This window comes from Bradyrhizobium sp. SRS-191 (assembly GCF_024586915.1).
Classification (GTDB): domain Bacteria; phylum Pseudomonadota; class Alphaproteobacteria; order Rhizobiales; family Xanthobacteraceae; genus Bradyrhizobium.
Genome location: NZ_JANBVS010000025.1, coordinates 35,768 through 58,138, shown reverse-complemented (window position 1 = coordinate 58,138; position 22,371 = coordinate 35,768). Strand labels below are relative to the sequence as shown.

Below are 22,371 nucleotides of genomic sequence, written 5' to 3'. Positions count from 1 at the left end.
CTGTTTCGATCCGGCAGAATGAATTCGTCAGTCGCGCGCTTCACGTGGCGGGCACGTGGTCCACGGCGTCGGCCAGCTCGGCCATCGAGCGGAAATGAAAATCCGGCCTGGTGAACGATGCCGGCTCGATTGTGCCGCCATAGCCCTGCTTGTCGTGGCGGCGCTCGATCCAGCAATTGGCGATGCCGAGCTGACGGGAGATGCCGATGTCGTGATACTGGCTCTGCGCGACATGCAGGATCTCGGACTTGCTGCCGCCGTCGCGCGCGACAAACGCGAGCACCTGGGCGAAGAAGGCAGGATCCGGCTTCTCCGTCCCGGTGTCGTCGACCGTGAAGGTTGCATGGAATGGCGAGCCCAGCGCGCGCTCGAAATGATCCATCGCCCAGCGCCGCGCGTTCGTCATCGCGATCAGCTTGTAGCGCTTGGCGAGACGGGCCATCGCTGCGGCGCTGTCCGGAAAGGCTTTCCAGCGCGCGGCTGAATCACGGAAACGTTCGCCGAGCGCGGTCTGCCGGGGCAGACCGAGCTGCGGGGCAATGATGTCATAGACGCGGACGAGATCATCCGGAAAGCGGTCGGCATCAGCGGCATAGCGTGCAGCGCGGTACAGGCTGAGCGCCTGCTCGCCGTCGACAGCCCTGTTCGCATCCGCCGCGATCTCGGCGAGGCTGGAGACGATCCCGCCTTCGAAGTCGATCAGCGTGCCGACCACGTCGAAGGTCAGGTACCTGAATTGAGCGAGATCGAGCTGGGTCATTCTGCGAGGCCTTCCGCGTCGTCGATCCTAGTGTGAAGCCGGGTTTCGGCGAAAGCTTCCGAATTGCCGGGACCCGACGGCAGAAAATTGCGAATAGGAGCGGGCCCCGACATATCGGCGTTGCTGCATAAGCAGCGAGCGGTCCTTGCCCGCTTTCACGCCATCTTTCACGCCATGGCTTGGCGGACGTCCGGGTCGGCCAGGGTCTGGTCGAGCGTCCGCGCGGTCCGCTCGATGATGGCATCGATGTCGGCATCGGTGCAGCACAGCGGCGGGGCGTAACCGAGCACCCCCGTCGGGAAGGCGCGGATGACCAGCCCGTTCGCCCAGGCGCGATCGAAGATGCGGCGCGACGGCTCGGCGCTCGCCGGCAGCGGCGTCTTGCGCTCCTTGTCGACGACGAGCTCGATCGCCGCCAGCAGGCCACGGCCGCGAACGTCGCCGACCAGCGGGTGATCCTGCAGCGCACGCAGGCCGGCCATCAGCCGCGCACCGGCACGCCGGCCGTTCTCCAGCAGACCGCTTTCATACAATTCGAGCACGGCAAGGCCGACGGCCGCGCTCACCGGATGCGCCGAATAGGTATAGCCGTGCCCCACCGCCGACATCCCTGCCCCGTCGGCGATCACGCCATAGACATGATCGGACATCAGGACCGCGCCCATCGGCACATAGCCCGAGGTCAGGCCCTTGGCCACCGTCATGAAGTCGGGAACGATGTCGTCATCGGTGCAGGCAAACAAGGGACCGGTGCGGCCGAATCCGGTGATCACCTCATCGGCAACGAACAGGATGCCATGCTGCCGGCAGCGCTCGCGCATCGCCTTCATCCAGCCGTCAGGCGGCACCAGCACGCCGCCCGAGCCCTGGATCGGCTCGGCATAGAACGCCGCCACCCGCTGCGGCCCGCCCACCTCGGCGATCTTGGCCTCGAGCGCGGCGAGCGACGCCGCAATGATCGCCTCGGGATTGCTGCCGACCGGATTGCGATAGCAATCATGCGACGGGATCTTGTGCTGCCAGCTCAGCGGCACGCCGAAATTGGTGTGGAAGGCAGGCAACGCCGTCAGACCGGCGCCGACCGTCGAGGAGCCATGATAACCCTGCTGCAGCGTGATGAACTGGTCGCGCTGCTTCTGTCCCTTCGCGTGCCAATAATAGTGGATGAAGCGGACCGTGCTGTCGACCGCGTCCGAGCCGCCCAGCGTGAAGTAGACGTGGTTGAGATCGCCCGGCGCACGCTCGGCCAACGCCGCGGCGAGCCGGATGGCGGGCTCCGATGCGAGGCTGAAATAGCCGGTCGCATAAGGCAGCTCGCGCATCTGCCGCGCCGCAGCCTCCACGATGCTGTCATGGCCATAGCCGGCATTGACGCACCACAGGCCGGCGAAGCCATCGACCAGCTGGTGGCCGGAGGCGTCCGTGACGACAGCGCCCTTGGCCGAAGCGAGGACCCGCGCGCCCGAGGCCTCATGTCCGCGATAGGATGCGACGGGGTGCACCAGATGGGCGCGATCGAGTTCGATGAGCGAGTTGCTGAGCATGACGATCTCCGGTTCAGCCGAACGCCTGGCTGGCCAAGGCAAATGTTGAGGCGAATGGCGAGGCAAATGAGGTTGCGGACGGCCGCGTCCCGTCCCTTGCCGCGGGGCGGCGCATGACGATGCCGCCGCCGACATGATCGAAGCCGAGGCTTGTCAGCCACGGCGCAAGCCCGCTCTCGATGGCGGTGTCGACGCGGATGAATTCGCCTTGCCGCCCGGAAAGAAAGTGCGCGACAAGGGCCTTGGCGTCGTCGAGACCCGCGCCGACGACCGGACCGATCACGAGGCCGCGGCCGAAGCGACGCAGCGCCGCGAAGCCGGCCAATCGACCGTCTCGCTCGAGCACCGCGAACTCGCCGACAACAGCGAGATGTGCAATCAGTACGCCGCGGTCCGCGCCGAACGCCGCAGCGTCCAGCACGGTGATCGCGGCAACGTCCTCCGTCGTCGCCGCACGCACGGCATCGCACTGCGCGACCGCCTGCACGAGATGTCCCTGGTGCTGGACGATCTCGCCCGACCGACAGAAGCCGAGCTTCTCATAGAGCGGCAGGCCATCCTCGGTCGCGACGAGCTGCAGCCGGCGGTCGCCCGCAAGCGTCATCGCCTGCTGCATCAGGCGTCGTCCCAGCCCCTGCCCCCGCTCGGCCTCGTCGACGATGACCATGTTGATGGTGCCGGCGTCGCCGCCATAGGGCGTCATCAGCACGGTCCCGATCACGCGCGTATCCGCGCGGACCGCAACGCAGCCCTTGCTGAGCGCAAGAGCCATCTGCCAATCCTCGCGGCGATGCGGCCAGCGGGCCTGACGCGACAACTCCGTCGCGGCATCCAGGTGATCCCTGCTGAAAGCCACCAGGTTCGCGGCGTTGGACATCATGCATGTACTCCCAATCCACCGGGAGTCTGAGGGAGCATCCCCCGGCAAATCGTCTGAAGGCGCTGATGCCAACAACATCTTCCGCCGTAGAACCGGGGCAAAGCCGCATCTTATGCTGGCCTGCCGGCCTATCATCGGACGCCGAGATCATAGCCCGCGTGAGGATCCATGAGCCGCTTTCGTCCGAAATACGTAACCTTCGACTGCTACGGCACGCTGACCAATTTCCAGATGGCTGAGGCCGCACGCGATCTCTACAGCGCAACGCTCCCCGAGCCGGCGATGAACGAGTTCGTCAGCGTCTTCTCGGCCTATCGCCTCGACGAAGTCCTCGGCGCCTGGAAGCCCTATGCCGAGGTCGTCAGCAATGCGCTGGCCCGCAGCTGTCGCAAGATCGGCATCCCGTTCAAGCCGGAGGACGCCGAGATGGTCTATCAGCGCGTGCCGACCTGGGGACCGCATCCGGACGTGCCGGCGGGGCTCGCCAAGCTGGCGAAGGAAATTCCGCTGGTTATTCTCTCCAACGCCATGAACGGGCAGATCCCCTCGAACGTCGCCAAGCTCGGCGCCCCCTTCCATGCCGTGTTCACCGCCGAGCAGGCGCAGTCCTACAAGCCGCGGATGCGCGGCTTCGAATACATGTTCGACATGCTCGGCTGCGGCCCTGAGGACATCACGCACTGCTCCTCCTCGTTCCGCTACGATCTCATGACGGCGCACGACCTCGGCATCAAGAGCAAGGTCTGGGTCAACCGCGGCCACGAGCCGGCCAATCCCTACTACGGCTACACCGAGATCAAGGACGTCTCCGAACTGCCCGGCGTGTTCGGTCTTTAAGCAGAGTGCCCGCGATGAAGTATGTCTCCTACTGGCGCGATACTGCGGCCGCATTTTTCGGCGGTCACACCGGGCCCGTGGAGGGGCATTACGACGTCGCCGTGATCGGTGGCGGCTTCACCGGCCTCGGCGCCGCGCTGCAGCTCGCCAAGGCCGGCGCCAAGGTCATCGTGCTCGAAGCCGGTTCCGTCGGCTCGGGCGCGTCGGGCCGCAATGGCGGGCATCTCAACAACGGCTTGGCGCACAGCTATCCGGCCGCGAAGGCCGAGCTTGGCGCCGAGCGCGCGATCGCCCTCTACAAGGCGTTCGACGAGTCGATCGACACGCTCGAGCGCCTGATCGCGGAGGAGAACATCGCCTGCGATTTCCGCCGCTCCGGCAAGCTCAAGCTGGCGTCCAAGCCCGCCCATTTCGATGCGATCGCCCGGAATTTCGAGGCCATCAACCGCGAGGTCGATCCGGACACGGCACTGCTCTCGGCGGCAGATCTGGAATCGGAGATCGGTTCGCCCTTCCATGGCGCCATGCTGTTTAGGAAGAGCGCGATGATGCATATGGGCCGCTTCGCAGCCGGCCTCGCCACGGCTGCAAGCCGCCGCGGCGCCGTCATCGTCGAGCACGCCGCGGTCACCGAGCAGGTCCCCGAGGCCAAGGGGTTTCGCCTGACTACCGCCAAAGGCACGGTGCGAGCCGATCAGGTGCTGCTTGCGACCGGCGCCTATACCCCGTCGACCTTCAGCTACTTCCGCCGCCGCATCATCGCCGTCGGCAGCTTCATCATCGCAACCCGCCCCCTGACGGCGGCCGAGGCGGCTTCGGTGCTGCCGGGCCACCGCACCTACGTCAACTCGATGAACATCGGCAACTACTTCCGTCTATCGCCGGACAACCGCCTGATCTTCGGCGGCCGCGCCCGTTTCTCGGCGACCTCGGATCAGCAGTCGGACGCCAGGAGCGGCGCGATCCTGCGCGACGCGATGGAACGGATGTTCCCGCAGCTCAAAGGCATCGATATCGACTATTGCTGGGGCGGGCTCGTCGACATGACGGCCGACCGTTATCCGCGTGCCGGCCGCCAGGACGGCGTGTGGTATGCGATGGGCTATTCCGGCCACGGCGCGCAGCTTTCGACCCATCTCGGCATGATCATGGCCGATGCCATGCTCGGCCGGCCCGACCGCAATCCGATGAAGGAGGCCGGCTGGCCGGTCGTACCCGGCCATTTCGGCAAGCCATGGTTTCTGCCGTTCGTCGGCGCGTACTACAAGGCCTTGGACTGGATCCGCTGAGCTGTCGCGGACAGCCGCTCGTGCAGCCGGCACACGGCCCTTAGCAATCAAAGCTGCGCCTCGAAGGCCGCGCGCTCGGCGCGGCTGAGATGCAGCCCATGCTTGGTGCGCCGGTCCAGCACGTCGGCTGCCGTCTGTGCCCACTCCCGCTCGCGCAGGTAGGCCAGCTCCCGCTCATAAAACGTGCCGCCGAAATGACGGCCGAGATCGTCGCGTGTGCGCGCCGGCCCGAGCAGGTCGCGGGCGCAACTGCCGTAGAGACGCGCATAATGCGCCACCGCCTCGCGCGGCAAGGCCTGATACTCGGCTGCAAGATCGTCGAGAAACTGCTCGAACGAGACGCCGAGATCCCCGCCCGGCAGACAGGCCCCCGACGTCCAAGCAGGTCCCATCTGCGGAAACCACGGACCGAGCCGCTCCAGCGCGTGCTCGGCGAGCTTGCGAAAGGTCGTGATCTTGCCGCCGAAGATCGACAGCAGCGGCGGCTGTCCCGCCGTGCCGTGCACCTCGAACACATAGTCCCGTGTCACGGCCGACGGATTGTCGGCGTTGTCGTCGTAGAGCGGCCGCACGCCGGAGAAGGCGTGGATGATATCCGCCTTGCCGGGCGCCGCGCGGAAGTAGCGGTCGAGCACCGCCAGCAGGTAGTCGATCTCGCCGCCGTCGATCGCGACGTCCTCCGCACGACCGTCATGCACGATGTCGGTGGTGCCGATCAGGGCGAGATCGTTTTCATAGGGGTTGACGAAAATGACGCGGCGGTCGGTGTTCTGCAGCAGATAGGCCTGCGACCCGCTCCAGAATTTCGGCACCACCAGATGGCTGCCCTTCACGAGCCGCACATTGTGCGCCGAGTTGAGGCCGGCGACGCCTTGCACGACGTCCTGCACCCAGGGACCTGCGGCATTCACCAGCGCCTTGGCGCGGACGCTCCGCAGCTCGCCGGTCTCGGAGCGCATCTCCAATCGCCAGCAATCGCCCTCGCGGCGTGCGCTCACCGCGCGGGTGCGCGGCAGGATGACGGCGCCCTTGCGCGCGGCATCGATGAGATTGAGGATCACCAGCCGGGCATCGTCGACCCAGCAATCCGAATATTCGAAGCCGCGCCGGAATTCGGGCCGCAGCGGCGCGCCCTCCGGCTCGTGGACGAGGTCGACGTTGCGGCTCGCCGGCAGTTGCTTGCGGCCGCCGAGATGGTCGTAGAGAAACAGCCCGGTGCGCACCAGCCAGGCTGGGCGCTGCTCCGGCGAATGCGGCAGCACGAAGCGCATCGGCCAGATGATGTGCGGCGCCGAGGCCAGCAGCACCTCGCGCTCGATCAGCGCCTCACGGACCAGGCGAAATTCGTAGTATTCGAGATAGCGCAGGCCGCCATGGATCAGCTTGCCCGAGCGCGACGAGGTGCCCTGCGCGAAATCATCCTTCTCGCACAACAGCACCTTCAGGCCGCGGCCGGCGGCATCACGGGCGATACCAGCGCCATTGATGCCGCCGCCGATCACGGCGAGGTCCAACAAGCCGTAATCGGATCCGCTGCGTGAAACCGGCGCGTTCATCGCTTGCTGCTGTGCTTCGTCTCAAGCTTGCGGCCGGCGGCTGCTGCGCGCGTCCTGGTGGCCTTGGCCGGCGTCTTTGCAACCTTCTTGGCCGGCTTCGCCGACTTGGCATTCGACTTGGCCTTCGTCTGTGTCTTGGGGTCCTGAAGACCGTAGGTCGAGAACCCCTGCGCCGTCTCGGCGATCTCGGCGTCACCCAGGATGTGCGGCTGGCCGAGCGCGAGCGACAGATAATATTGCTTCGCGATCGTCTCGAGCTCGACCGCCAGCCACATCGCCTTGTCGAGATTGGCGCCCACCGCGATCATGCCGTGATTGGCCAGCAGGCAGCCGTTGCGTCCCTCCAGCGCCTCAAGCGCAAGCTCGGACAACTCAGCCGTGCCGAACCGTGCATAGCCGGCGCAGCGAATGTCCATGCCGCCGAACGCGGCCATCATGTAGTGGCAGGCCGGGATCGACTTGCGCGCGATCGCGAGCACCGTAGCGTAGGTCGAATGCGTGTGCACGACGCCGCCGACATCCGGCCGTCCGCGCATGATGTCCAGATGAAAGCGCCATTCGGTCGACGGCTTGAGCGGTCCGTCCCAGGAGCCGTACTCGCCCTCGAGCGGCATCGAGGCGATCATCTCCGGCTTCATCGAGTCGTAGGGCGTCGCCGACGGCGTGATCAGCATACGGTCCTTGTAGCGGGCGGAGATGTTGCCCGATGTGCCCTGGTTCAGACCCGACGCATTCATCCACCGGCACTTGGCGATGATGTTCTCGCGGATCAGTCGTTCCTCGCGATTCATTGCAAAAACCTTTCGTCAGCAGGGATTGAGCGGCGGCTCGCCGGCGAGATAGCGGCGAACCTCTTCGGCCGCCTGGTCGGCGGCAAAGGTGACGGTGCGTACGGAGGCGCCGGCGATGTGCGGCGTCAGCGTGACATTGGGGAGCTGCAGCAGCGGCCAGTCCGGCGGCACCGGCTCGACGGCGAAGGTGTCGAGCATCGCACCGGCCAGCCGCTGCGAGCTGAGCGCGTCATAGAGCGCCTGGTAGTCGACCAGCGGGCCGCGGGCCGTGTTGATCAGGATCGCGCCCGGCTTGATCTTTGCCAGCGCGTCGCGATCGATGAAGCCGGTGGTCTCTGCGGTCACGCGGGCATGCAGGCTGATCACATCGGCCCGCGCCAGCAGCTCGCCGAGCGCGACGTGCTCGACGCCGTCGTTGCGATCCTGGGCGCTAAGCTGCACGTAAGGGTCCGTGACCAGGATCTTGCAGCCGAACGCTTTCAGAAGCTTCACCACGCGGGTGCCGATCGCACCATAGCCGACGATGCCGACGGTCATCTCACCAAGCTCGCGGCCGGTCCGGTCGGCGCGGTAGAGATCGCCGCGCCAGTCGCCGCCGCGCAACGACTCGTGGCCGCTGCGGATCAACCGCGTCTCCGCGAGCATGGCGCCGATGGTGAATTCGGCCACGGCGCTGGCGTTGCGTCCGGGCGTATTGACCACGAGCACGCCGTGATCGCGCGCCGCCTGCATGTCGACATTGACCGGGCCGCCGCGCGACACCGCGATGAATTTCAGACGGGGCAGCCGCTGCAGCATCGCCCGTGAGATCGGCGCGAGATGCGTCACCAGCAGCGGCGCTTCGCCGATGAACGCGGCGAGCTCATCGGGATCTCCCATGAACTCCTTGAGGCCATCGAGCTTGGAGCCGGCATAGCCGTGCTCCATCGGCTCGTCCGGCCAGGGCTGCTCGAGCGTGCGGATGTCGAGACTGTCGCCGCAGGTCGCGGTGATGCGCTCGGCGAACACCGACGGCAGCATGAAGCGGTCGCCGATGATGGCGATGGACCTAGACATGATTGGCCCCCGTCCGCTGCGCAGCGAGCTGCTTCCACACCGGCCGCGCCGCGAGGCGCGCATCGACATAGGCCGGAAATAACTGCTCATAGCGTTCGGCCAGCGCCATATCCGGCGCTTGCGGCTCGTCCAAATAGGGCCTCACCCACTCCTCCGCGCAGTCCATCATGTTCGAATAAAGTCCGGTCGCGACCGCTGCGATCATGGCCGCGCCCGATGCGCCGGCCTCCTCGCGGCGGCAGACCCTGATCGTGCTGCCGAGCGCCGCACCAAGAATGGCGCCGAGCGCACGGCTGCGCGCAGCGCCACCGGTCAGACGGATCTCGGCCGGGAGCGATCCCATCGCCGCGTAGCAGTCGCGTGCGGCAAAGGCCAGCCCCTCCATCACCGCCCGCATCAGATCCCAGTAGCCGTGACGCGTGCGCAACCCGATCAGCTGCGCGGACGCCTCATGCGACACGAACGGGCCGCGTTCGCCCGCCTCCGAAATGAACGGATGGTACAGCAGCTCGCCTGCTTTCGCAGCGAGCACGCGCTCATCGAGCCGCCTGATAAGGTCGTTGCGCGAGCGCGCGATACCCTCCATCGCGAGCACGCCGCGGGCGACATCGAGCAGCCAGTCGATGTTCAAGGTCGCGGCCATCGTCGACTGCATCTGCGCGTAGTGCCCGGGCACCGGAAACGGCATCGTATAGCCGGTCGCCTCCGCATTCAGCTTGACCGCATCGGCCGTGCGCGCCAGCCGCATGTGCATGCCGGTCGAGCCGATGATGGTGCAGCCGACATCCGGACTCGGATCATAGAGCCCGCCGCCGAGCGCGTTGCAGATGACGTCGACATAGCCGAGCGACACAGGCACGCCCGCGGGCAAGCCGGTCTCCGCCGCAGCCATCTCCGACAGCGGATGCGTCGCGACGACCCCGTCGACCACGTCGGGAAACAGCCGCGCGGAGTCGCTGATACCGATCAGATCAGCGGCTTCGCCGTCAAAGCAGCGATTGCGGAAATCGCCGCAGGAGAACGCCGCCTCCGACGGATCGGTGGCGCGGGCGCCGGTGAGCTGGAAGTAGAGCCAGTCCTTGCAGTGGAACACCGTGCTGGCGCGATCCAGGATCGCGGCCGCGTGCGCCTGCAGCCAGGCGAGCTGCGGCCCCTGCTGGCAGGCGTTGAGTCCCGATCCCGTGCGCCGATAATGCGCCGCGTTGCGCTCGCCCGATCGGAACGACTCGACGAAGCCGGCCGCGCGCGAGTCGAGCCACAACAGAGCGGGCGCGACGGGCTCGCCGTCGGCATCGATCAGCCAGGTGCCGTCGCCCTGCCCGGTCACCGCGATCGCCGCGACGCGGGCCGCCAAATCAGGCAGCGCAGCGCCGAGCCCGCGCAGGGCGGCCACCGTATCGCTCCAGGTCCGATCCATGTCCTGCTCGACGCGACCGCCCGGCAGGGTCGTGTAGCTGTTGGGAATTGCGAAGTCGCCAAGCTGGCGACCGTCCCGCGCGAACGCGACCGCCTTGATCACCGAGGTGCCGGCGTCGATGCCGATGATCACGTCGCGGGTCGCGGATGACGCCATCGCTCAGCGGGCCTCCGCATGACGAACGCAGACGCCGTCGGTCCCGAAGATATGGAGGTGACGCGACTCCAGCGCGCACGGAACGACATCGCCCGGTCGCGCGGCGACCTTGCTGGAGGTGACGGCGACCAGCAGATGACCAGCGCACTCGCCTGCAATATGCGCCTGATCGCCGAGCCACTGGTTGGAGACGACGCGCAGCCGCGCTTCGCCGCTGCCGATCGCGATCCGCTGCGGCCGGATGCCGACCTTGATGCGATCGGTCTGCACCAGCGCCTGCTGCGCCGACACATCCAGCGTCTGCCGGGAAATGTGGAAGGAGACGTCGGAGCCCGCGGTAAGGCGAAAGCCGCCGTCCTCCTCCGCCACCGCCGTCTCCAGCAGATTCATCGGCGGCTCACCGATGAAGCTCGCGACGAACAGATTGGCCGGACGGTTCTTCAGCTCTCGCTCGCTCGCGAATTGCTGCAATACGCCGTCCTCCATGACGGCGATGCGGTCGGCGAGCGCGCTGGCCTCGGTCTGGTCATGGGTGACGAAGATCGCGGTCATGCCGCGTTCGGCGAGCAGGCCCTTGATGCGCCCGCGCAGCACCGCGCGGAGCTGCGGCTCCAATTGCCCCATCGGCTCGTCGAGCAGATAGAGATCGGCGTCGCGCACCAGCGCACGCGCCAGCGAGACGCGCTGCTGCTGGCCGCCGGAGAGCGCGCGCGGATGATGATCGAGGATATCCTCGATCTCGACCAGACGCGCGATGTCGTCGACGCGCCGCGCGATCTCGGCCCGCGACAGCTGCTGCGCCTTCAGCGCGAAGGCGATGTTCTCGCGCACGGTCAGCGGCGGATACAGCGAATAGCCCTCGAACGCCATCGCCACCCTGCGCTTGGCCGGCGGCAGATCATGAATGGGACGCTGCGCCAGCGCGATCGAGCCCGAGCTCACGCTTTCGAACCCGGCGATCATGCGCAAGGTCGAGGTCTTGCCGCAACCGGAGGAGCCGAGCAGCGCAACGATCTCGCCCGACCTGATGTCCATGTCGAGCGCGCGCACGGCATGGACGTCCGGCTTGCCCCTGGTGTGATAGACCTTGTCGACGTTGCGGATTTCGAGCATGCCCATATCAGATCCTCACGCCGCCTGCCGCCGCGACGGCAGCCCGATACGCTCGCCGCTGGCATGGTCGAACAGCAGCGCCGCATCGGGCGCGAACCGCACGAACACGTCCTCGTCGGCCCCCGCACCCAGCGCCTCCGGAGCCAGAGCCGCCAGCCATTCGCCACCGTCGGCGAAGCGCAGCAGCACCACGGCGCGCTCATGGAGAGGTGTCACCGCGACGATCCGCGCGGGGATCGCGTCCTCGCCGCCATGGCGCGTCACCAAGACATCATCGGGACGTACGCCGAGCCAGCAGCGCCCGCGCGCACCGGACGGCAGCTCGTCAGCATCGAGCCGGACCTGCGTGCCGGCGACTGTGGCGATCAAGCCGCCCTGCCCGACCGTCGGCGTGACTTCGGAGAGATTGATGCTGGGATCGCCGAACAGCCTGGCCACGGCGACTGAGGCCGGCCGCGCATAGATCTCCTCCGGGCGGGCCACCTGCACCAGGCGCCCGTTGATCAGCACGGCGATGCGATCGGCGATCGCCATCGCCTCGCGATAGTCCTGCGTTACATACAGCACCGCCGCCGAACCACGCCTCAGCAAGGTCGGCAGTTCCAGCCGCATCTCGTAGCGCAGCTTGGCGTCGACGTTGCGCAGGGGATCGTCGAGCAGCAGCACTTCGGGATTGCCGATCAGCGCGCGCGCGAGCGCAGTGCGCTGCTTCTGGCCATTGGACAATTCGCGGGGCTTGTGGCCGAGCACGTGCTCGATCTTCAGCAGCCGGCTCATCGCCGCCACCTTCGCCGTGACGTCGGCGGCGCCGCGCGCACGCAGGCCGCTGGCGATGTTGTCGCGCGCGGTCATGTGCGGGAACAGCGCAAAGTTCTGGAACGCCATGCCGATGCCGCGCTGCTCCGGCGGCGCATCGACGATCGAGCGCCCGCCGACCAGGATGTCGCCCGCATCAGGCTCGAACATGCCGGCGATCATCCGCAGCAGCACGGTCTTGCCGCTGCCCGACGGACCGAACACCGCAACGATCTCGCCGGGCTCGACCGCAAGCGACACACCTTTGGCGCAGCTCGCGGCGCCGAAGCTCTTGTCGACGGATTTGAGTTCGAGACGCGCCATGCTTCAACCCTTGACTGCACCGAGCGAGAGACCTTCGACCAGATAGCGCTGCGCATAGAGCGCCAGCAGTAAGGTCGGCGTCACCGAGAGCACGATGGCCGCAGCGATCTGGCCGTATTGGATGCCCGACGCGGTTACGAAGGCGAGCGCGCCGACCGTTACCGGCTGCTTGTCGGCGGAGGCCAGGATCAGCGCGAAGACGAAATTGTTCCAGCAGAAGATGAAGGACAACAGGCCTGCCGCCGCAATGCCGGGACCGGCGAGCGGCACGGCGATGCGCGTGAAGGCCTCGCGCCAGGAATGCCCCGCGAGCCGATAGGCGTGCTCGATATCCGGGCTGATGTCCTCGAAATAGCCGCGCACGATCCACAGGATCAGCGGCAGCGCGATCAGCTGATACACCCAGACGATGCCGAAGTAAGTGTCGTTGAGGCCGAGCTGCTGGTAGTACAGCGACAGCGGCAACAGTACCAGAAGCGGCGGCGCGAAGCGGAACGACAGCAGTGTGAACGCGATGGTCTCGCCGAGCCGGAACTTGAACCGCGCGAAGGCATAGGCTGCGGGCACGCCGAGCAGTAGCGCCAGGATGACGGAGGCGCTCGACAGCAGGAAGCTGTTCATCAGGTTGCGCATGAACGAGATCTGCAGATTGCCGGCGGCGGTCTTGAGCTGGCCGGAAATCAGCGCCTCGTAATTGGCGAGCGTCGGCTCGAACAGGATGCGCGGCGGGATGCGCAGGATCTGCTCGTTGGTCTGGAACGACATCAGGAGGATCCAGACGATCGGGAACATGAAGAACACGAGCACCAGCGCCAGCGCGATGCCGCGGAAGATGCGTCCAGCCGGACTGGAGTGATCCATGACCTCTCTCCTCAGGCGTGACCGTGGGCGCGTTCGCGCAGCCGCAGCCAGTTCTTGATGAAGATGTTCGACAGGATGTTGGTGATCAGCCAGAGGATCATCAGCAACGCCGCCGAGCGTCCGACATTGGTGTACTGGAAGAATTCGAGATAGGCCTGAACCTGGAACACCATCAGCCGGTCACCGGGCCCGCCTTGCGTCATCGCATAGACGATGTCGAACTGCTGGATCGAGTCGAGCAGCCGGAACAGCGAGGCCGTGATGATGTAGGGCGCGAGCATCGGCAAGGTGATGCGGAAGAACACGAAGCTTGCCGGCACGCCGTCGAGCGCGGCCGCCTCGAACGGCTGCCGCGGCAGCGAGCGCAGGCCGGCCAGCAGCAGGATCATGATGAAGGGCGTGTAGACCCAGACGTCGACCAGCACGACCGTGAACAGCGCGGTCGAGGGATCGGAGGCCCATTTGAAATCGGGCGCACCGAGCAGGCCCACCAGATAGGACAGGATGCCGAAGCTCGGATTGGTCATCAGCTTCCACATCAGCGCGGCGATCGCCGGCGCCGTCATCAGCGGCAGCAGCAGCATGATCGAGACCGCGTTGTGGAAACGCGTCGGCCGCCGCAGCAGCAGCGCGATGCCCAGACCGAGCAGCAATTCGGCGATCACCGTCACGGCGGTGTAGACCAGCGAGATGCGCAGCGTGTTCCAGAACGCCGGATCGGACAGGAAATCGATGTAGTTGTCGACGCCGATGAAGCCGCGCAGATACGGCAGATTGAGCCGGTAGCGTTGCAGCGAATACACCGCGGCGGTGACGAACGGCACCAGGATGGCGATGCAGACCAGCAGCGCCGGCAGGCTCAGGAGATACGGCAGCAGCCGCCCGCTCCAGCGTTTCGCGCGGCGCGGCGCCGCCTCGGTCTCGACAAGTTGGGCCATGCTCATGACAGGCGTGATCACATCATCGCGGGAAGAAGATGGGGCCGGTCCGGACGCTTGTGGGGAGCGTCCGGACCGACGGGCGGTCCAAGGAGGTGCCGGGCGCAGCCTCAGCCGAGGCCGGCCTGCTTCAGCTGACGGTTGATGCTCTCGGCAAGCTTGTCGAGGCCCTCGTCAACGGTGATCTCCTTGGCCACCATCTTCTGCAGCGAGGCCGCCCACTCCGTGGTGAGATCGAAGAACAGCGGCTGTGCCGTGAAGTAGATCTTCGCGCCGGGCGCCGAGAGGTCATGCTGCTCGAGATAGCCCGGATACGACTTGGCGATGCGGTCGCGGAATTCGCTGTCCTTCCACACGGAGGTGCGGACCGGATTGACGAAGTCCATCTTGCGCGCGCCGAACAGGTCGTGCTCGACCGACGCCGCCCACTGCATGAACAGCCACGCCGCGTCCTTCTGCTTGGAGAAGCTCGACATCGCCAGCGACCAGATCCAGACGTTCGGCGTCGGCGCCTTGGCGGCCGGATTGGCCGCGAACGGCGCGTAGCCGAGATTGCCGCGCTCCTTGTTCTCGCCGCCGTTCATGAAGTAGCCGAGAATGTCGGCGTCGAAGATCATGCCGGAGGCGCCGGCGCCGAGATCGGTGCCGACCTGGTACCAGGTGTAGGTCGACCAGTTCTTCGGGCCCGAGCCCTGGATCATCTTCACCCACTTCTCGTGGAAGTCCTTCGAGGCCTTGGTGTTCATCGCGGCCTTGAGCTTGCCGCCCTCCATCACGAAGTCCTTCTGGCCGAAATTCGCATAGGCCGACAGGAAGCCTGGATGGATGGTTGCCCAGGAACGCGAGCCGCGCACGCCGACGCCGTAGGGACCGCCGGCGTCCTTGGTGATCTTGGCCGCGACCTCGAGCATATCATCGAGATTGGTCGGCGGCTTGACGCCGACCTTGTTGAAGATGTTGCGGTTGTAGGTGACGTTGTTGAGCTCGTAGCCCCACGGGATGCACCATTGCTTGGCTTTGCCCGAGCCGAGCTCCGAGCCGGCGACGCCGTCCCAGGCGGTCGAGGAGCGCAGGCCCGGCAACACGTCGTCCCAGGCGAACGACGGATTGGTCTTGGCCGGATCCTTGATGTAGGTGTTGAGGTCCTCGATCCAGCCGGCCGGGCCGTAGGTCCAGGTCATGTAGGCGCCGGTCATGAAGGCGTCGTACTGGTCGGACTTCGACGACAGCGCCGCGGTCACCTTGTCGAAATACACATCCTCCGGAAAGATGTCGTAGGTGACGTTCATGCCGGTCAGGCTCTTGAACGCCTCGATGTCGCCGATCATGGCGTCGACGTAAGGATGCTTGTTGAGCAGCAGCTTGACGGTCTTGCCGCTCTGGGCCTTCCAGTTGAAATCCGCGGCCATCGCCTGCGACATCGCGGAGGCAAAGCCGGCATTGGCTGCGGCGCCGGCGATGCCGAGCTTGGCGGCGCCGTCGAGCAGATCACGCCGGCTGATGCGCTTGCCGGCATAGGACGCAAAGAGATTCTTCTCACGATCGTACATTCAACCCTCCCTTTGTTTTTATAGAAGTTGGTCGCGTTACCTGCCCTTCCGACTTTTGTTTTTAGTCTGACCGGATGTTTTCTCCGGCTTGTCGGTAGATAGTGCCTGAGCGGTCACCTCATCGATGATGAGGCCGTTCAGAAAGCCGCTGCGCAGCACCGCGCGCAGGGCCGTGATCTTCGCCTCGCCGCCACCGATGGCGACGATGCGGTGTTTCTTCAAATCGCTCGCGGCCATCGAGGTGGCACGCGCGGAGAGATCGAGATCGAGCAGTTCGCCCTGGGCATTGAAGAAGTGCCCGAGCAGGTCGGCGCAGGCGCCGGCGCGCTTCAGCTCGACGACCTCGTCGGGCTTGATCATGCCGCTCGACACCAGGAAGCCGTCGGCGTGGATCTGGCCGATGCCGACGAACAGCAGCGACGCCTGCTGCGCCAGCGCGAACACGTCGGCGATGCCGAACTGCTGCATCAGCACGCGGCGGTCGGCGACGGAGTTCGCAAACACCGGCACCGGCAGCAGATAGGCCTCAGCGCCGGTGCGCTCGGCGAGACGATGGATCACGTCGAACGGATTGGCGGCGAATTTGCGCGTGAGGCCGCCGAGCAGCGACACGAACTGCACGTCGCGCGCCGGCGTCTGCGGCAACTGCGCCACCACGGCTGCGAGCGTGCGGCCATGGCCGACGCCGATGATCTTGTCGTCGCCGCGCTCCAGCACCTGGCGCAGGAAGCTCGCGCCCTCGAGAGCCAGCGCCTTCAGCGGCAGATCGCCCTCGCCGAGATCCGGCGCGACGCGGCAGAAATCGAGGCCGTAGCGATCGGCCAATGCATTCTCCAGCGCCACGCATTCGGCGACCGGCCCCTCGACGAAGACGCGGATCATGCCCTCGCGGCTGGCGCGGGCGATCAGGCGATGCGCCTTGGTGCTCTGGATGTTCAGGCGGTCCGCGACCTCCGACTGCGTCAGCCCGGCCGCAAAATACAGCCACGCCGCGCGCGTCGCGAGCGATGCCTCGCCGTCGATCATGGGCGCCCTGTCGGAAGCTGTCGTCACGCCGGATTGCCTGCTTGCAAATTTCTTCACGTCTTGCAAAAAATTGCAGACGCCGATCCGGCCGTCAATCCCCCAAACGTGCTGCGGTGCGTCAGGGATGACGGTCCAGGCGAGCATCGGCATGCTCGCCCCATCAGAACGAGAAGAGGTCGCATGAGGGAGTTGTTTGTCGGGATCGACGTCGGAACGAGCGGCGTGCGCGCCTCCGCACTCGATAGCAGCGGCGCGATCCAGGGCACCGCCGCCGTGCCGCTCGCGGCGCCTGTTCAGAACGGCAACGCGGTCGAGCAGGATCCGGAGCTGTGGTGGCAGGCCACGGTCGCCGCGCTGCACCAGCTCGGCGAGCGCGTCGATCTCGGCGCCGTGGCGCGCATCGCGGTCGACGGCACATCGGGCACGCTGCTGCTGATCGATGCCGGCGGACGGCCCTGCTCACCCGGCCTGATGTACAACGATGCGCGCGCGGTCGAAGAGGCGCGACGTATCGCAGCGGTCGCGCCGCCGGAGAGCGGCGCGCATGGCACCAGCAGCCCGCTCGCCAAGCTGCTGCATCTCATGTCCACGACGTCAGGCGCATGGCGCGTCGTGCATCAGGCCGACTGGATCGCCGGACGGCTGGCGGGGCGGCACGGCGTCAGCGACGAGAACAACGCGCTCAAGCTCGGCTATGACCCGGTCAAACGCTGCTGGCCGGATTGGTTCGATCAGCTCGGCGTCCCCCGCGGCGTCCTGCCGACCATCCTGGTGCCGGGCACGCCGTTCGCGGACATCGATGCGGGGATCGCGCGTGCGCTCGGGCTGTCCCCGTCCGCGCGCATCGTGGCCGGTACCACCGACGGCGTGGCTGCCTTCATCGCCACCGGAGCCGATACACCAGGCGATGCGGTAACCTCGCTCGGCACGACGATGGTGGTGAAGCTGGTCGCGACGCAGCCGATCTTCGCCGCCGATCAGGGCGTGTACTCGCACCGGCTCGGCGACAAATGGCTCGCCGGCGGCGCATCGAACACCGGCGGCGCCGCGCTGCTGGCGCATTTCTCCACCGCCGACATGGACCGGATGACACCGCTGCTATCGCCAAACGATCCGACCGGGCTCGATTACTATCCGCTGCCCAAGCCCGGCGAACGTTTCCCGATCGCCGATCCCGCACTGGCGCCGCGGATCACGCCGCGACCGCCGGACGATCTCCGCTTCTTCCAGGCGCTGCTCGAAGGCATCGCCAACGTCGAGGCGCTCGCCTATCGACGCCTGCAGGCGCTCGGCGCACCCGCGCTGCGGCGGGTGATCAGCATCGGCGGCGGCGCCAGGAATCCGGCCTGGACTGATATCCGCGAACGCGTCATCGGCGTGCCCGTCAGCGTCGCCACGCAGACGGAAGCGAGCTACGGCACCGCGCTGCTCGCCTTGCAGGGGCCGCCGCAATGACCGCCGCGGCTTGTGAGATCGGCGGCCTCTCGGCGATTGCCGACCGGTTCGATCACGTGCTGCTCGACCAATGGGGCACCTTGCATGACGGCCGCACCGTGTTTCCCGCCGCGCTGGATTGCCTCGCCAAACTGAAGCGGGCTCACAAGCCCATCCTGGTGCTGTCCAATTCCGGCAAGCGGGCGCGCTCGAATGCCGAGCGGCTGGCGCGCCTCGGTGTGTCCAGCGCGACCTATGACGGCATCCTGACCTCGGGCGAGGTCACATGGGCCGGATTGCGCGACCGGACGCGCGCGCCCTTCACGGATTGCGGCGACACCTGCTTCCTGATCAGCCGCGGCGGCGACCGCTCCTTGATCGAAGACTTGGACATCGTGACCGTCGACGACATCAGGGAGGCCGACTTCATCCTGCTCGGCGGATTGGATGACGATCTCGCCGAGCCCGATCTCTGGCGTGAACCCTTCGCGCAGGCGGCGGCGCGCGGCCTGCCGATGATCTGCGCCAATCCCGACCTGATGATGTTCGGTACGAGCGGCCTCGTCTCCGCGCCCGGCACGCTGGCGCGCGCTTATGAATGGCTCGGCGGCGCGGTGACCTTCGTCGGCAAACCGCACGCCCCGATCTTCGAGGCGGCGCTGGAGCAGCTCGGGCATCCCGATCCACGTCGCGTGCTGATGATCGGCGACTCGCTCGACCACGACGTTGCCGGCGCGCGCGCCATGGGCCTGCAGAGCCTGCTGCTCGCCGATGGCGTGCATCGCACGGCTCTCGCGGGCGCGCCTGATCTGGCCGCGGCCACGCGAAAACTCGCGGCGTCCGCCAGTCGCATGCCGAATTGGACGATGCAGCAGCTGAGCTGGTGAAGGAGACGAACCATGCGCGAACCCGATGAGCTCAGTGCGTTGCGCCGGATGTCGGCGCGCGTCGGCCGCAACATGCTGCTGGTGCAGGGCGCCGGCGGCAACTCCTCGGTCAAGGACGACGATGTCCTCTGGGTGAAGGCGTCCGGCACCTGGCTGTCCGACGCCAATGAGAAAGACATCTTCGTGCCGGTGCTGCTGACGGCGGCGCGCGAAGCGCTCGCTCGCGACGACGAGCGCATCCCGCTCGCCGCCCCCGGCCCCCTGCGCGCTTCGATCGAGACCTCGCTGCATGCGCTGATGCCGCACCGGGTCGTGCTGCACGTTCATGCCGTCAATACCATTGCCTGGGCGGCACGGCGCGATGCGCGCGATGAGTTCGCGGCGCGGCTCGACGGGCTCGCGTGGCGCGATCTCGACTACTACCACCCCGGCCTGCCGCTGGCGCGCGCGGTCAGCGCGATCGTGGCGCGAGAGACCGTCGATGTCCTGATCCTCGGCAATCACGGCCTCGTCGTCGGCGCCGAGACCAGCGATGCGGCCGAGGCGCTGGTGCATGACGTGGAGACGCGGCTGGCATTGCCGGTGCGCGCGACGCCCGCGGCGGATGACGCGGCCTTGCAACGTCTCTGTGCCGGCACCGCGTATCGCCTGCCAGCGGATGCCGCGTGCCACGGCATCGCCACCGATCCGTTCAGCCGCGCCATCGCGACCGGCGGCTCGCTATATCCGGACCACGTCGTGTTTCTCGGCCCGGGCCTGCCGACGATCGAAGGCGCCGACGGTCTCGCCACAATGCTTGCCCGCGCCGAGGCAACCGGCCTCCCCGCGCCCGTCGCGGCACTGGCGCCGGGTCTCGGCGCCATCATCCGCAGCGACGCGAACCCTGGCGCCGAGGCGATGCTGAGCTGCCTCGCGCTGGTGACCAGCCGCCTGCCGCTGTCAGCCGACATCCGCTATCTGTCGTCGCATCATGAGCAGATGCTGCTCAACTGGGACGCCGAACGCTACCGGCAGCAATTGACGGCCGCGCGACAGTAAACGGCGAACCGCCGACGAGAATTGTCACCGCCGGCCGGATCACCCGACGCGATCCGTCGCCTCATTCGGCTGCATAGGCATCCGGATCGGGACTGCTGCTGGGCTTCTTGAATGCAGCCCGCAACGCGGCCGGCATCGGATAGTTGAAATTGGTCCCGGTCGGCGGCACCGGCGATTCGAACCACGTCTTGTAGAGCTTTTCGATCTCCGGGCTCTGATACAGCTCGGCCGTGACGCGGTCGGCGACGGCCTTGAACGGGGCATCATCCTTGCGCAGCATGATGCCGAATGGCTCGGCCTTCGAGAAAGCATCCTCGCTGATGACGTAGGCCGCCGGCTCCTTGGAGCGGGCGATCGCGACCGCAAGCTGGACGTCGTCGAGCACATAGGCCTGGGCCCGATCGGTCTCGAGCATCAGGAAAGCCTCGGCCTGGTCCTTGGCCGGAACGATGGTGACGCCGAGCTTGCGCTCGACATTGACCTTGTTCAATTGCGCGATGTTGGTCGACCCGGCGATCGCAACGGCCGTCTTGCCCTTCAAATCGTCGATCCGCCGCAGCGAGCTCGATGCCTTGGCGGCGAAGCGCGTCGCGCTCAGAAAATGCGTGTTGGTGAAGGTGACGAGCTTCTGGCGCTCCGCGTTGTTGGTGGTGGAGGCGCACAGAAGGTCAATGGTGCCGTTGGTCATCAGCGGAATGCGGGTGGACGAGGTAACCGGAACGGTCTCGACCACGAGGTTGGGCAGCCCGAGCTCCCGCTTCACGGCGTCGGCAATCCGCGCGCAGATGTCGAGCGCGTAGCCGACCGGCTTCTGGTTGCCGTCGAGATAGCTGAAGGGCACCGCGGACTCCTGGAAGGCGACCGCGATCCGGCCGGTTTCCTTGATCTTCTGCAGCGTCCCGCTCAGCTCCTCGGCGCAGGCGGCATTCGCCGCCAGAACCAGTGTCAGGACGCATCCCCATCGGCGCATCGAAGCCTCTCCTCGTCGTCATTCCCTGCATACCGCAGCGGGCCGCAGCCTCGCTTCGGCCGACCGCGATGAAAAGGGATAAAAACGCTCCCGCGTTCATTCCAAAAAGTGATGTCTTTTGGATCCCGAACGTCTAGCCCTGTAGCTGGCGGCTGAAGTCGCAGGTCCTGCGCGCCAGTTCGGCCACGACGGCCGTCAGCGCCGACGGCCTGTCGTTGCGATACATCGCCGAATACGGCACGGCGGGAAGCGCCGGGCTCACCGGCACGACGGACAACTTTCCCTCGGCAAAGAGGGGCCGGAAGCAACGTTGCGGAAGGTAGCTGATTCCGAGGCCGGCCACGGCGAGACCGACGAGAGCGGTGAGATTGTCGATCGTAATCGCACGCTTGAAGGCGACGCCGTTCGCCGTCAGCCATCGATTGATGTAGAGCCCCTGCCCGGAACGGCGCCCCTGCATCAGGAGGGTGTACTCCCCGAGCTCCTCGAATCCGAGACGGCGACGCGACCGAACCAGACCGGGGCGCGCGGTCCAGACGTTCTGCACCTCGGCGAGCCTGACCGAGGTCACATCCGGGTCGGAAAACACCTCCGGAATCACGATCAGGTCCACACTGCCGTCCATCAGGCGATCGTAGAGCGTGCGGGTGGTCTCCACCTCAGGCTCGATCACCACGGCCGGATGCTCCTCCCGGATGGCGGAGACCAGGCGCGGCAACCAGGTCAGCGCCGACAGCTCCGTCGCGCCGAGACGCAGCCGGCGCGCTGGGGGCTGCCGCCCGTCCCTCAATGCGAGGATCTGCTCCTGCAGCGTCAGCATCTGGCGGCCCAAAGCGAGGATTTCCTCGCCCCGTTCGGTCAGGCGCGCGCCGCGCTGGCTGCGGTCGAACAGCGGAACGCGCGCCGACGCTTCGAGCTCCTGGACACGCTTGGAGATCGCAGATTGCGTCGTGTTGAGCTTCACCGCGGCGCGCTCGAACGTACCGAGCTCCGCGATCCAATGCAGAGCCTCGAGCTGCTTCAGCGTGATCATGAGACATTCTCAAAAGCGATGATATGACATCGTCATTTATCTGTTTTCTGAATTTGGCGCGAGTCCTACACCGCTGCCTGTGCAGCCATCCGACGGCAAGCCTGGTGATCGAGGAG

20 protein-coding genes are annotated in these 22,371 nt (G+C 66.6%); 5 read left to right on the top strand and 15 right to left on the bottom strand.

Annotated features, from left to right (window positions below):
* Nucleotides 1-40: 40 nt before the first annotated feature.
* The 3 genes from NLR35_RS30795 to NLR35_RS30785 form a co-directional block, all read right to left on the bottom strand.
* Nucleotides 41-760 carry an HAD-IA family hydrolase gene (locus tag NLR35_RS30795; RefSeq protein ID WP_257170298.1) on the bottom strand — a complete coding sequence of 240 codons (720 nt, stop codon included), beginning with the start codon at nucleotides 758-760 and terminating at the stop codon, nucleotides 41-43.
* 167 nt (nucleotides 761-927) lie between these two features.
* Nucleotides 928-2,304 (bottom strand): aspartate aminotransferase family protein, encoded by a 1,377-nt coding sequence (locus NLR35_RS30790; RefSeq protein WP_257170297.1) that lies wholly within the window; start codon nucleotides 2,302-2,304, stop codon nucleotides 928-930.
* A 13-nt stretch (nucleotides 2,305-2,317) separates the two neighbouring features.
* Nucleotides 2,318-3,184 carry a GNAT family N-acetyltransferase gene (locus tag NLR35_RS30785; RefSeq protein ID WP_257170296.1) on the bottom strand — a complete coding sequence of 289 codons (867 nt, stop codon included), beginning with the start codon at nucleotides 3,182-3,184 and terminating at the stop codon, nucleotides 2,318-2,320.
* Between the two features lie 168 nt (nucleotides 3,185-3,352).
* Between NLR35_RS30785 and NLR35_RS30780 the strand changes: the two genes are divergently transcribed.
* Both NLR35_RS30780 and NLR35_RS30775 read left to right on the top strand, forming a co-directional pair.
* The gene (locus NLR35_RS30780) at nucleotides 3,353-4,021 is read left to right on the top strand and encodes a haloacid dehalogenase type II (RefSeq protein ID WP_257170295.1); all 669 of its coding nucleotides are present in this window, start codon (nucleotides 3,353-3,355) and stop codon (nucleotides 4,019-4,021) included.
* A gap of 14 nt (nucleotides 4,022-4,035) precedes the next feature.
* Nucleotides 4,036-5,310 (top strand): FAD-binding oxidoreductase, encoded by a 1,275-nt coding sequence (locus NLR35_RS30775; RefSeq protein WP_257170294.1) that lies wholly within the window; start codon nucleotides 4,036-4,038, stop codon nucleotides 5,308-5,310.
* Between the two features lie 47 nt (nucleotides 5,311-5,357).
* On the opposite strand, the gene NLR35_RS30770 is transcribed toward NLR35_RS30775, so the two are convergent.
* The 10 genes from NLR35_RS30770 to NLR35_RS30725 all read right to left on the bottom strand — a co-directional run bounded on the left by NLR35_RS30770 (nucleotide 5,358) and on the right by NLR35_RS30725 (nucleotide 16,893).
* A complete protein-coding gene (locus NLR35_RS30770; protein ID WP_257170293.1) occupies nucleotides 5,358-6,866 on the bottom strand; it encodes a glycerol-3-phosphate dehydrogenase in 1,509 nt (502 codons plus the stop codon).
* Nucleotides 6,863-7,657, bottom strand: a complete 795-nt coding sequence (locus tag NLR35_RS30765) for a class II aldolase/adducin family protein (RefSeq protein ID WP_257170292.1) — start codon at nucleotides 7,655-7,657, stop codon at nucleotides 6,863-6,865. The genes NLR35_RS30770 and NLR35_RS30765 overlap by 4 nt, the downstream gene beginning before the upstream one ends.
* Nucleotides 7,658-7,672: 15 nt before the next feature.
* Complete coding sequence (locus tag NLR35_RS30760; protein WP_257170291.1) at nucleotides 7,673-8,713, bottom strand: 2-hydroxyacid dehydrogenase; 1,041 nt, start codon at nucleotides 8,711-8,713, stop codon at nucleotides 7,673-7,675.
* A complete protein-coding gene (locus NLR35_RS30755; protein WP_257170290.1) occupies nucleotides 8,706-10,286 on the bottom strand; it encodes an FGGY-family carbohydrate kinase in 1,581 nt (526 codons plus the stop codon). The genes NLR35_RS30760 and NLR35_RS30755 overlap by 8 nt, the downstream gene beginning before the upstream one ends.
* A gap of 3 nt (nucleotides 10,287-10,289) precedes the next feature.
* On the bottom strand, nucleotides 10,290-11,399 hold the full coding sequence (locus NLR35_RS30750; protein WP_257170333.1) for an ABC transporter ATP-binding protein: 1,110 nt from the start codon (nucleotides 11,397-11,399) through the stop codon (nucleotides 10,290-10,292).
* A 15-nt stretch (nucleotides 11,400-11,414) separates the two neighbouring features.
* Nucleotides 11,415-12,518 carry an ABC transporter ATP-binding protein gene (locus NLR35_RS30745; protein ID WP_257170289.1) on the bottom strand — a complete coding sequence of 368 codons (1,104 nt, stop codon included), beginning with the start codon at nucleotides 12,516-12,518 and terminating at the stop codon, nucleotides 11,415-11,417.
* Nucleotides 12,519-12,521: 3 nt separating this feature from the next.
* Nucleotides 12,522-13,379, bottom strand: a complete 858-nt coding sequence (locus NLR35_RS30740; protein ID WP_257170288.1) for a carbohydrate ABC transporter permease — start codon at nucleotides 13,377-13,379, stop codon at nucleotides 12,522-12,524.
* 11 nt (nucleotides 13,380-13,390) lie between these two features.
* Nucleotides 13,391-14,323 (bottom strand): carbohydrate ABC transporter permease, encoded by a 933-nt coding sequence (locus NLR35_RS30735; protein ID WP_374940875.1) that lies wholly within the window; start codon nucleotides 14,321-14,323, stop codon nucleotides 13,391-13,393.
* A gap of 104 nt (nucleotides 14,324-14,427) precedes the next feature.
* Nucleotides 14,428-15,867 carry an extracellular solute-binding protein gene (locus NLR35_RS30730; protein WP_257170287.1) on the bottom strand — a complete coding sequence of 480 codons (1,440 nt, stop codon included), beginning with the start codon at nucleotides 15,865-15,867 and terminating at the stop codon, nucleotides 14,428-14,430.
* A gap of 36 nt (nucleotides 15,868-15,903) precedes the next feature.
* Nucleotides 15,904-16,893 (bottom strand): sugar-binding transcriptional regulator, encoded by a 990-nt coding sequence (locus tag NLR35_RS30725; protein WP_257170331.1) that lies wholly within the window; start codon nucleotides 16,891-16,893, stop codon nucleotides 15,904-15,906.
* 180 nt (nucleotides 16,894-17,073) lie between these two features.
* On the opposite strand from NLR35_RS30725, the gene NLR35_RS30720 reads away from it, so the two are divergent.
* The 3 genes from NLR35_RS30720 to NLR35_RS30710 are packed head-to-tail and all read left to right on the top strand — an operon-like array spanning nucleotide 17,074 to nucleotide 20,252.
* A complete protein-coding gene (locus NLR35_RS30720; protein ID WP_257170286.1) occupies nucleotides 17,074-18,348 on the top strand; it encodes an FGGY-family carbohydrate kinase in 1,275 nt (424 codons plus the stop codon).
* Complete coding sequence (locus NLR35_RS30715) at nucleotides 18,345-19,214, top strand: TIGR01459 family HAD-type hydrolase (protein WP_257170285.1); 870 nt, start codon at nucleotides 18,345-18,347, stop codon at nucleotides 19,212-19,214. Before NLR35_RS30720 ends, NLR35_RS30715 begins: the two co-directional genes overlap by 4 nt.
* A 12-nt stretch (nucleotides 19,215-19,226) precedes the next feature.
* Nucleotides 19,227-20,252, top strand: coding sequence for a class II aldolase/adducin family protein (locus NLR35_RS30710; protein WP_257170284.1), 1,026 nt, complete (start codon nucleotides 19,227-19,229; stop codon nucleotides 20,250-20,252).
* A 61-nt stretch (nucleotides 20,253-20,313) separates the two neighbouring features.
* Here the strand turns inward: NLR35_RS30710 and NLR35_RS30705 are convergent, their stop codons facing one another.
* Both NLR35_RS30705 and NLR35_RS30700 read right to left on the bottom strand, forming a co-directional pair.
* Nucleotides 20,314-21,222, bottom strand: a complete 909-nt coding sequence (locus tag NLR35_RS30705) for an amino acid ABC transporter substrate-binding protein (RefSeq protein ID WP_257170283.1) — start codon at nucleotides 21,220-21,222, stop codon at nucleotides 20,314-20,316.
* Nucleotides 21,223-21,355: 133 nt separating this feature from the next.
* Entirely contained in the window at nucleotides 21,356-22,255 is a 900-nt protein-coding gene (locus NLR35_RS30700) for a LysR family transcriptional regulator (protein WP_257170282.1), read from the bottom strand.
* Nucleotides 22,256-22,371 lie beyond the last annotated feature (116 nt).

Excerpts from the sequence above, each read along its gene's own strand:
- NLR35_RS30795 (WP_257170298.1), bottom strand. The coding sequence starts at position 760 with ATGACCCAGCTCGATCTCGCTCAATTCAGGTACCTGACCTTCGACGTG.
- NLR35_RS30765 (WP_257170292.1), bottom strand. The coding sequence starts at position 7,657 with ATGAATCGCGAGGAACGACTGATCCGCGAGAACATCATCGCCAAGTGC.
- NLR35_RS30775 (WP_257170294.1), top strand. The coding sequence starts at position 4,036 with ATGAAGTATGTCTCCTACTGGCGCGATACTGCGGCCGCATTTTTCGGC.
- NLR35_RS30785 (WP_257170296.1), bottom strand. The coding sequence starts at position 3,184 with ATGATGTCCAACGCCGCGAACCTGGTGGCTTTCAGCAGGGATCACCTG.
- NLR35_RS30770 (WP_257170293.1), bottom strand. The coding sequence starts at position 6,866 with ATGAACGCGCCGGTTTCACGCAGCGGATCCGATTACGGCTTGTTGGAC.
- NLR35_RS30755 (WP_257170290.1), bottom strand. The coding sequence starts at position 10,286 with ATGGCGTCATCCGCGACCCGCGACGTGATCATCGGCATCGACGCCGGC.
- NLR35_RS30710 (WP_257170284.1), top strand. The coding sequence starts at position 19,227 with ATGCGCGAACCCGATGAGCTCAGTGCGTTGCGCCGGATGTCGGCGCGC.
- NLR35_RS30735 (WP_374940875.1), bottom strand. The coding sequence starts at position 14,323 with ATGAGCATGGCCCAACTTGTCGAGACCGAGGCGGCGCCGCGCCGCGCG.
- NLR35_RS30760 (WP_257170291.1), bottom strand. The coding sequence starts at position 8,713 with ATGTCTAGGTCCATCGCCATCATCGGCGACCGCTTCATGCTGCCGTCG.
- NLR35_RS30790 (WP_257170297.1), bottom strand. The coding sequence starts at position 2,304 with ATGCTCAGCAACTCGCTCATCGAACTCGATCGCGCCCATCTGGTGCAC.
- NLR35_RS30780 (WP_257170295.1), top strand. The coding sequence starts at position 3,353 with ATGAGCCGCTTTCGTCCGAAATACGTAACCTTCGACTGCTACGGCACG.
- NLR35_RS30750 (WP_257170333.1), bottom strand. The coding sequence starts at position 11,399 with ATGCTCGAAATCCGCAACGTCGACAAGGTCTATCACACCAGGGGCAAG.
- NLR35_RS30725 (WP_257170331.1), bottom strand. The coding sequence starts at position 16,893 with ATGATCGACGGCGAGGCATCGCTCGCGACGCGCGCGGCGTGGCTGTAT.
- NLR35_RS30700 (WP_257170282.1), bottom strand. The coding sequence starts at position 22,255 with ATGATCACGCTGAAGCAGCTCGAGGCTCTGCATTGGATCGCGGAGCTC.
- NLR35_RS30730 (WP_257170287.1), bottom strand. The coding sequence starts at position 15,867 with ATGTACGATCGTGAGAAGAATCTCTTTGCGTCCTATGCCGGCAAGCGC.
- NLR35_RS30745 (WP_257170289.1), bottom strand. The coding sequence starts at position 12,518 with ATGGCGCGTCTCGAACTCAAATCCGTCGACAAGAGCTTCGGCGCCGCG.
- NLR35_RS30715 (WP_257170285.1), top strand. The coding sequence starts at position 18,345 with ATGACCGCCGCGGCTTGTGAGATCGGCGGCCTCTCGGCGATTGCCGAC.
- NLR35_RS30705 (WP_257170283.1), bottom strand. The coding sequence starts at position 21,222 with ATGCGCCGATGGGGATGCGTCCTGACACTGGTTCTGGCGGCGAATGCC.
- NLR35_RS30740 (WP_257170288.1), bottom strand. The coding sequence starts at position 13,379 with ATGGATCACTCCAGTCCGGCTGGACGCATCTTCCGCGGCATCGCGCTG.
- NLR35_RS30720 (WP_257170286.1), top strand. The coding sequence starts at position 17,074 with ATGAGGGAGTTGTTTGTCGGGATCGACGTCGGAACGAGCGGCGTGCGC.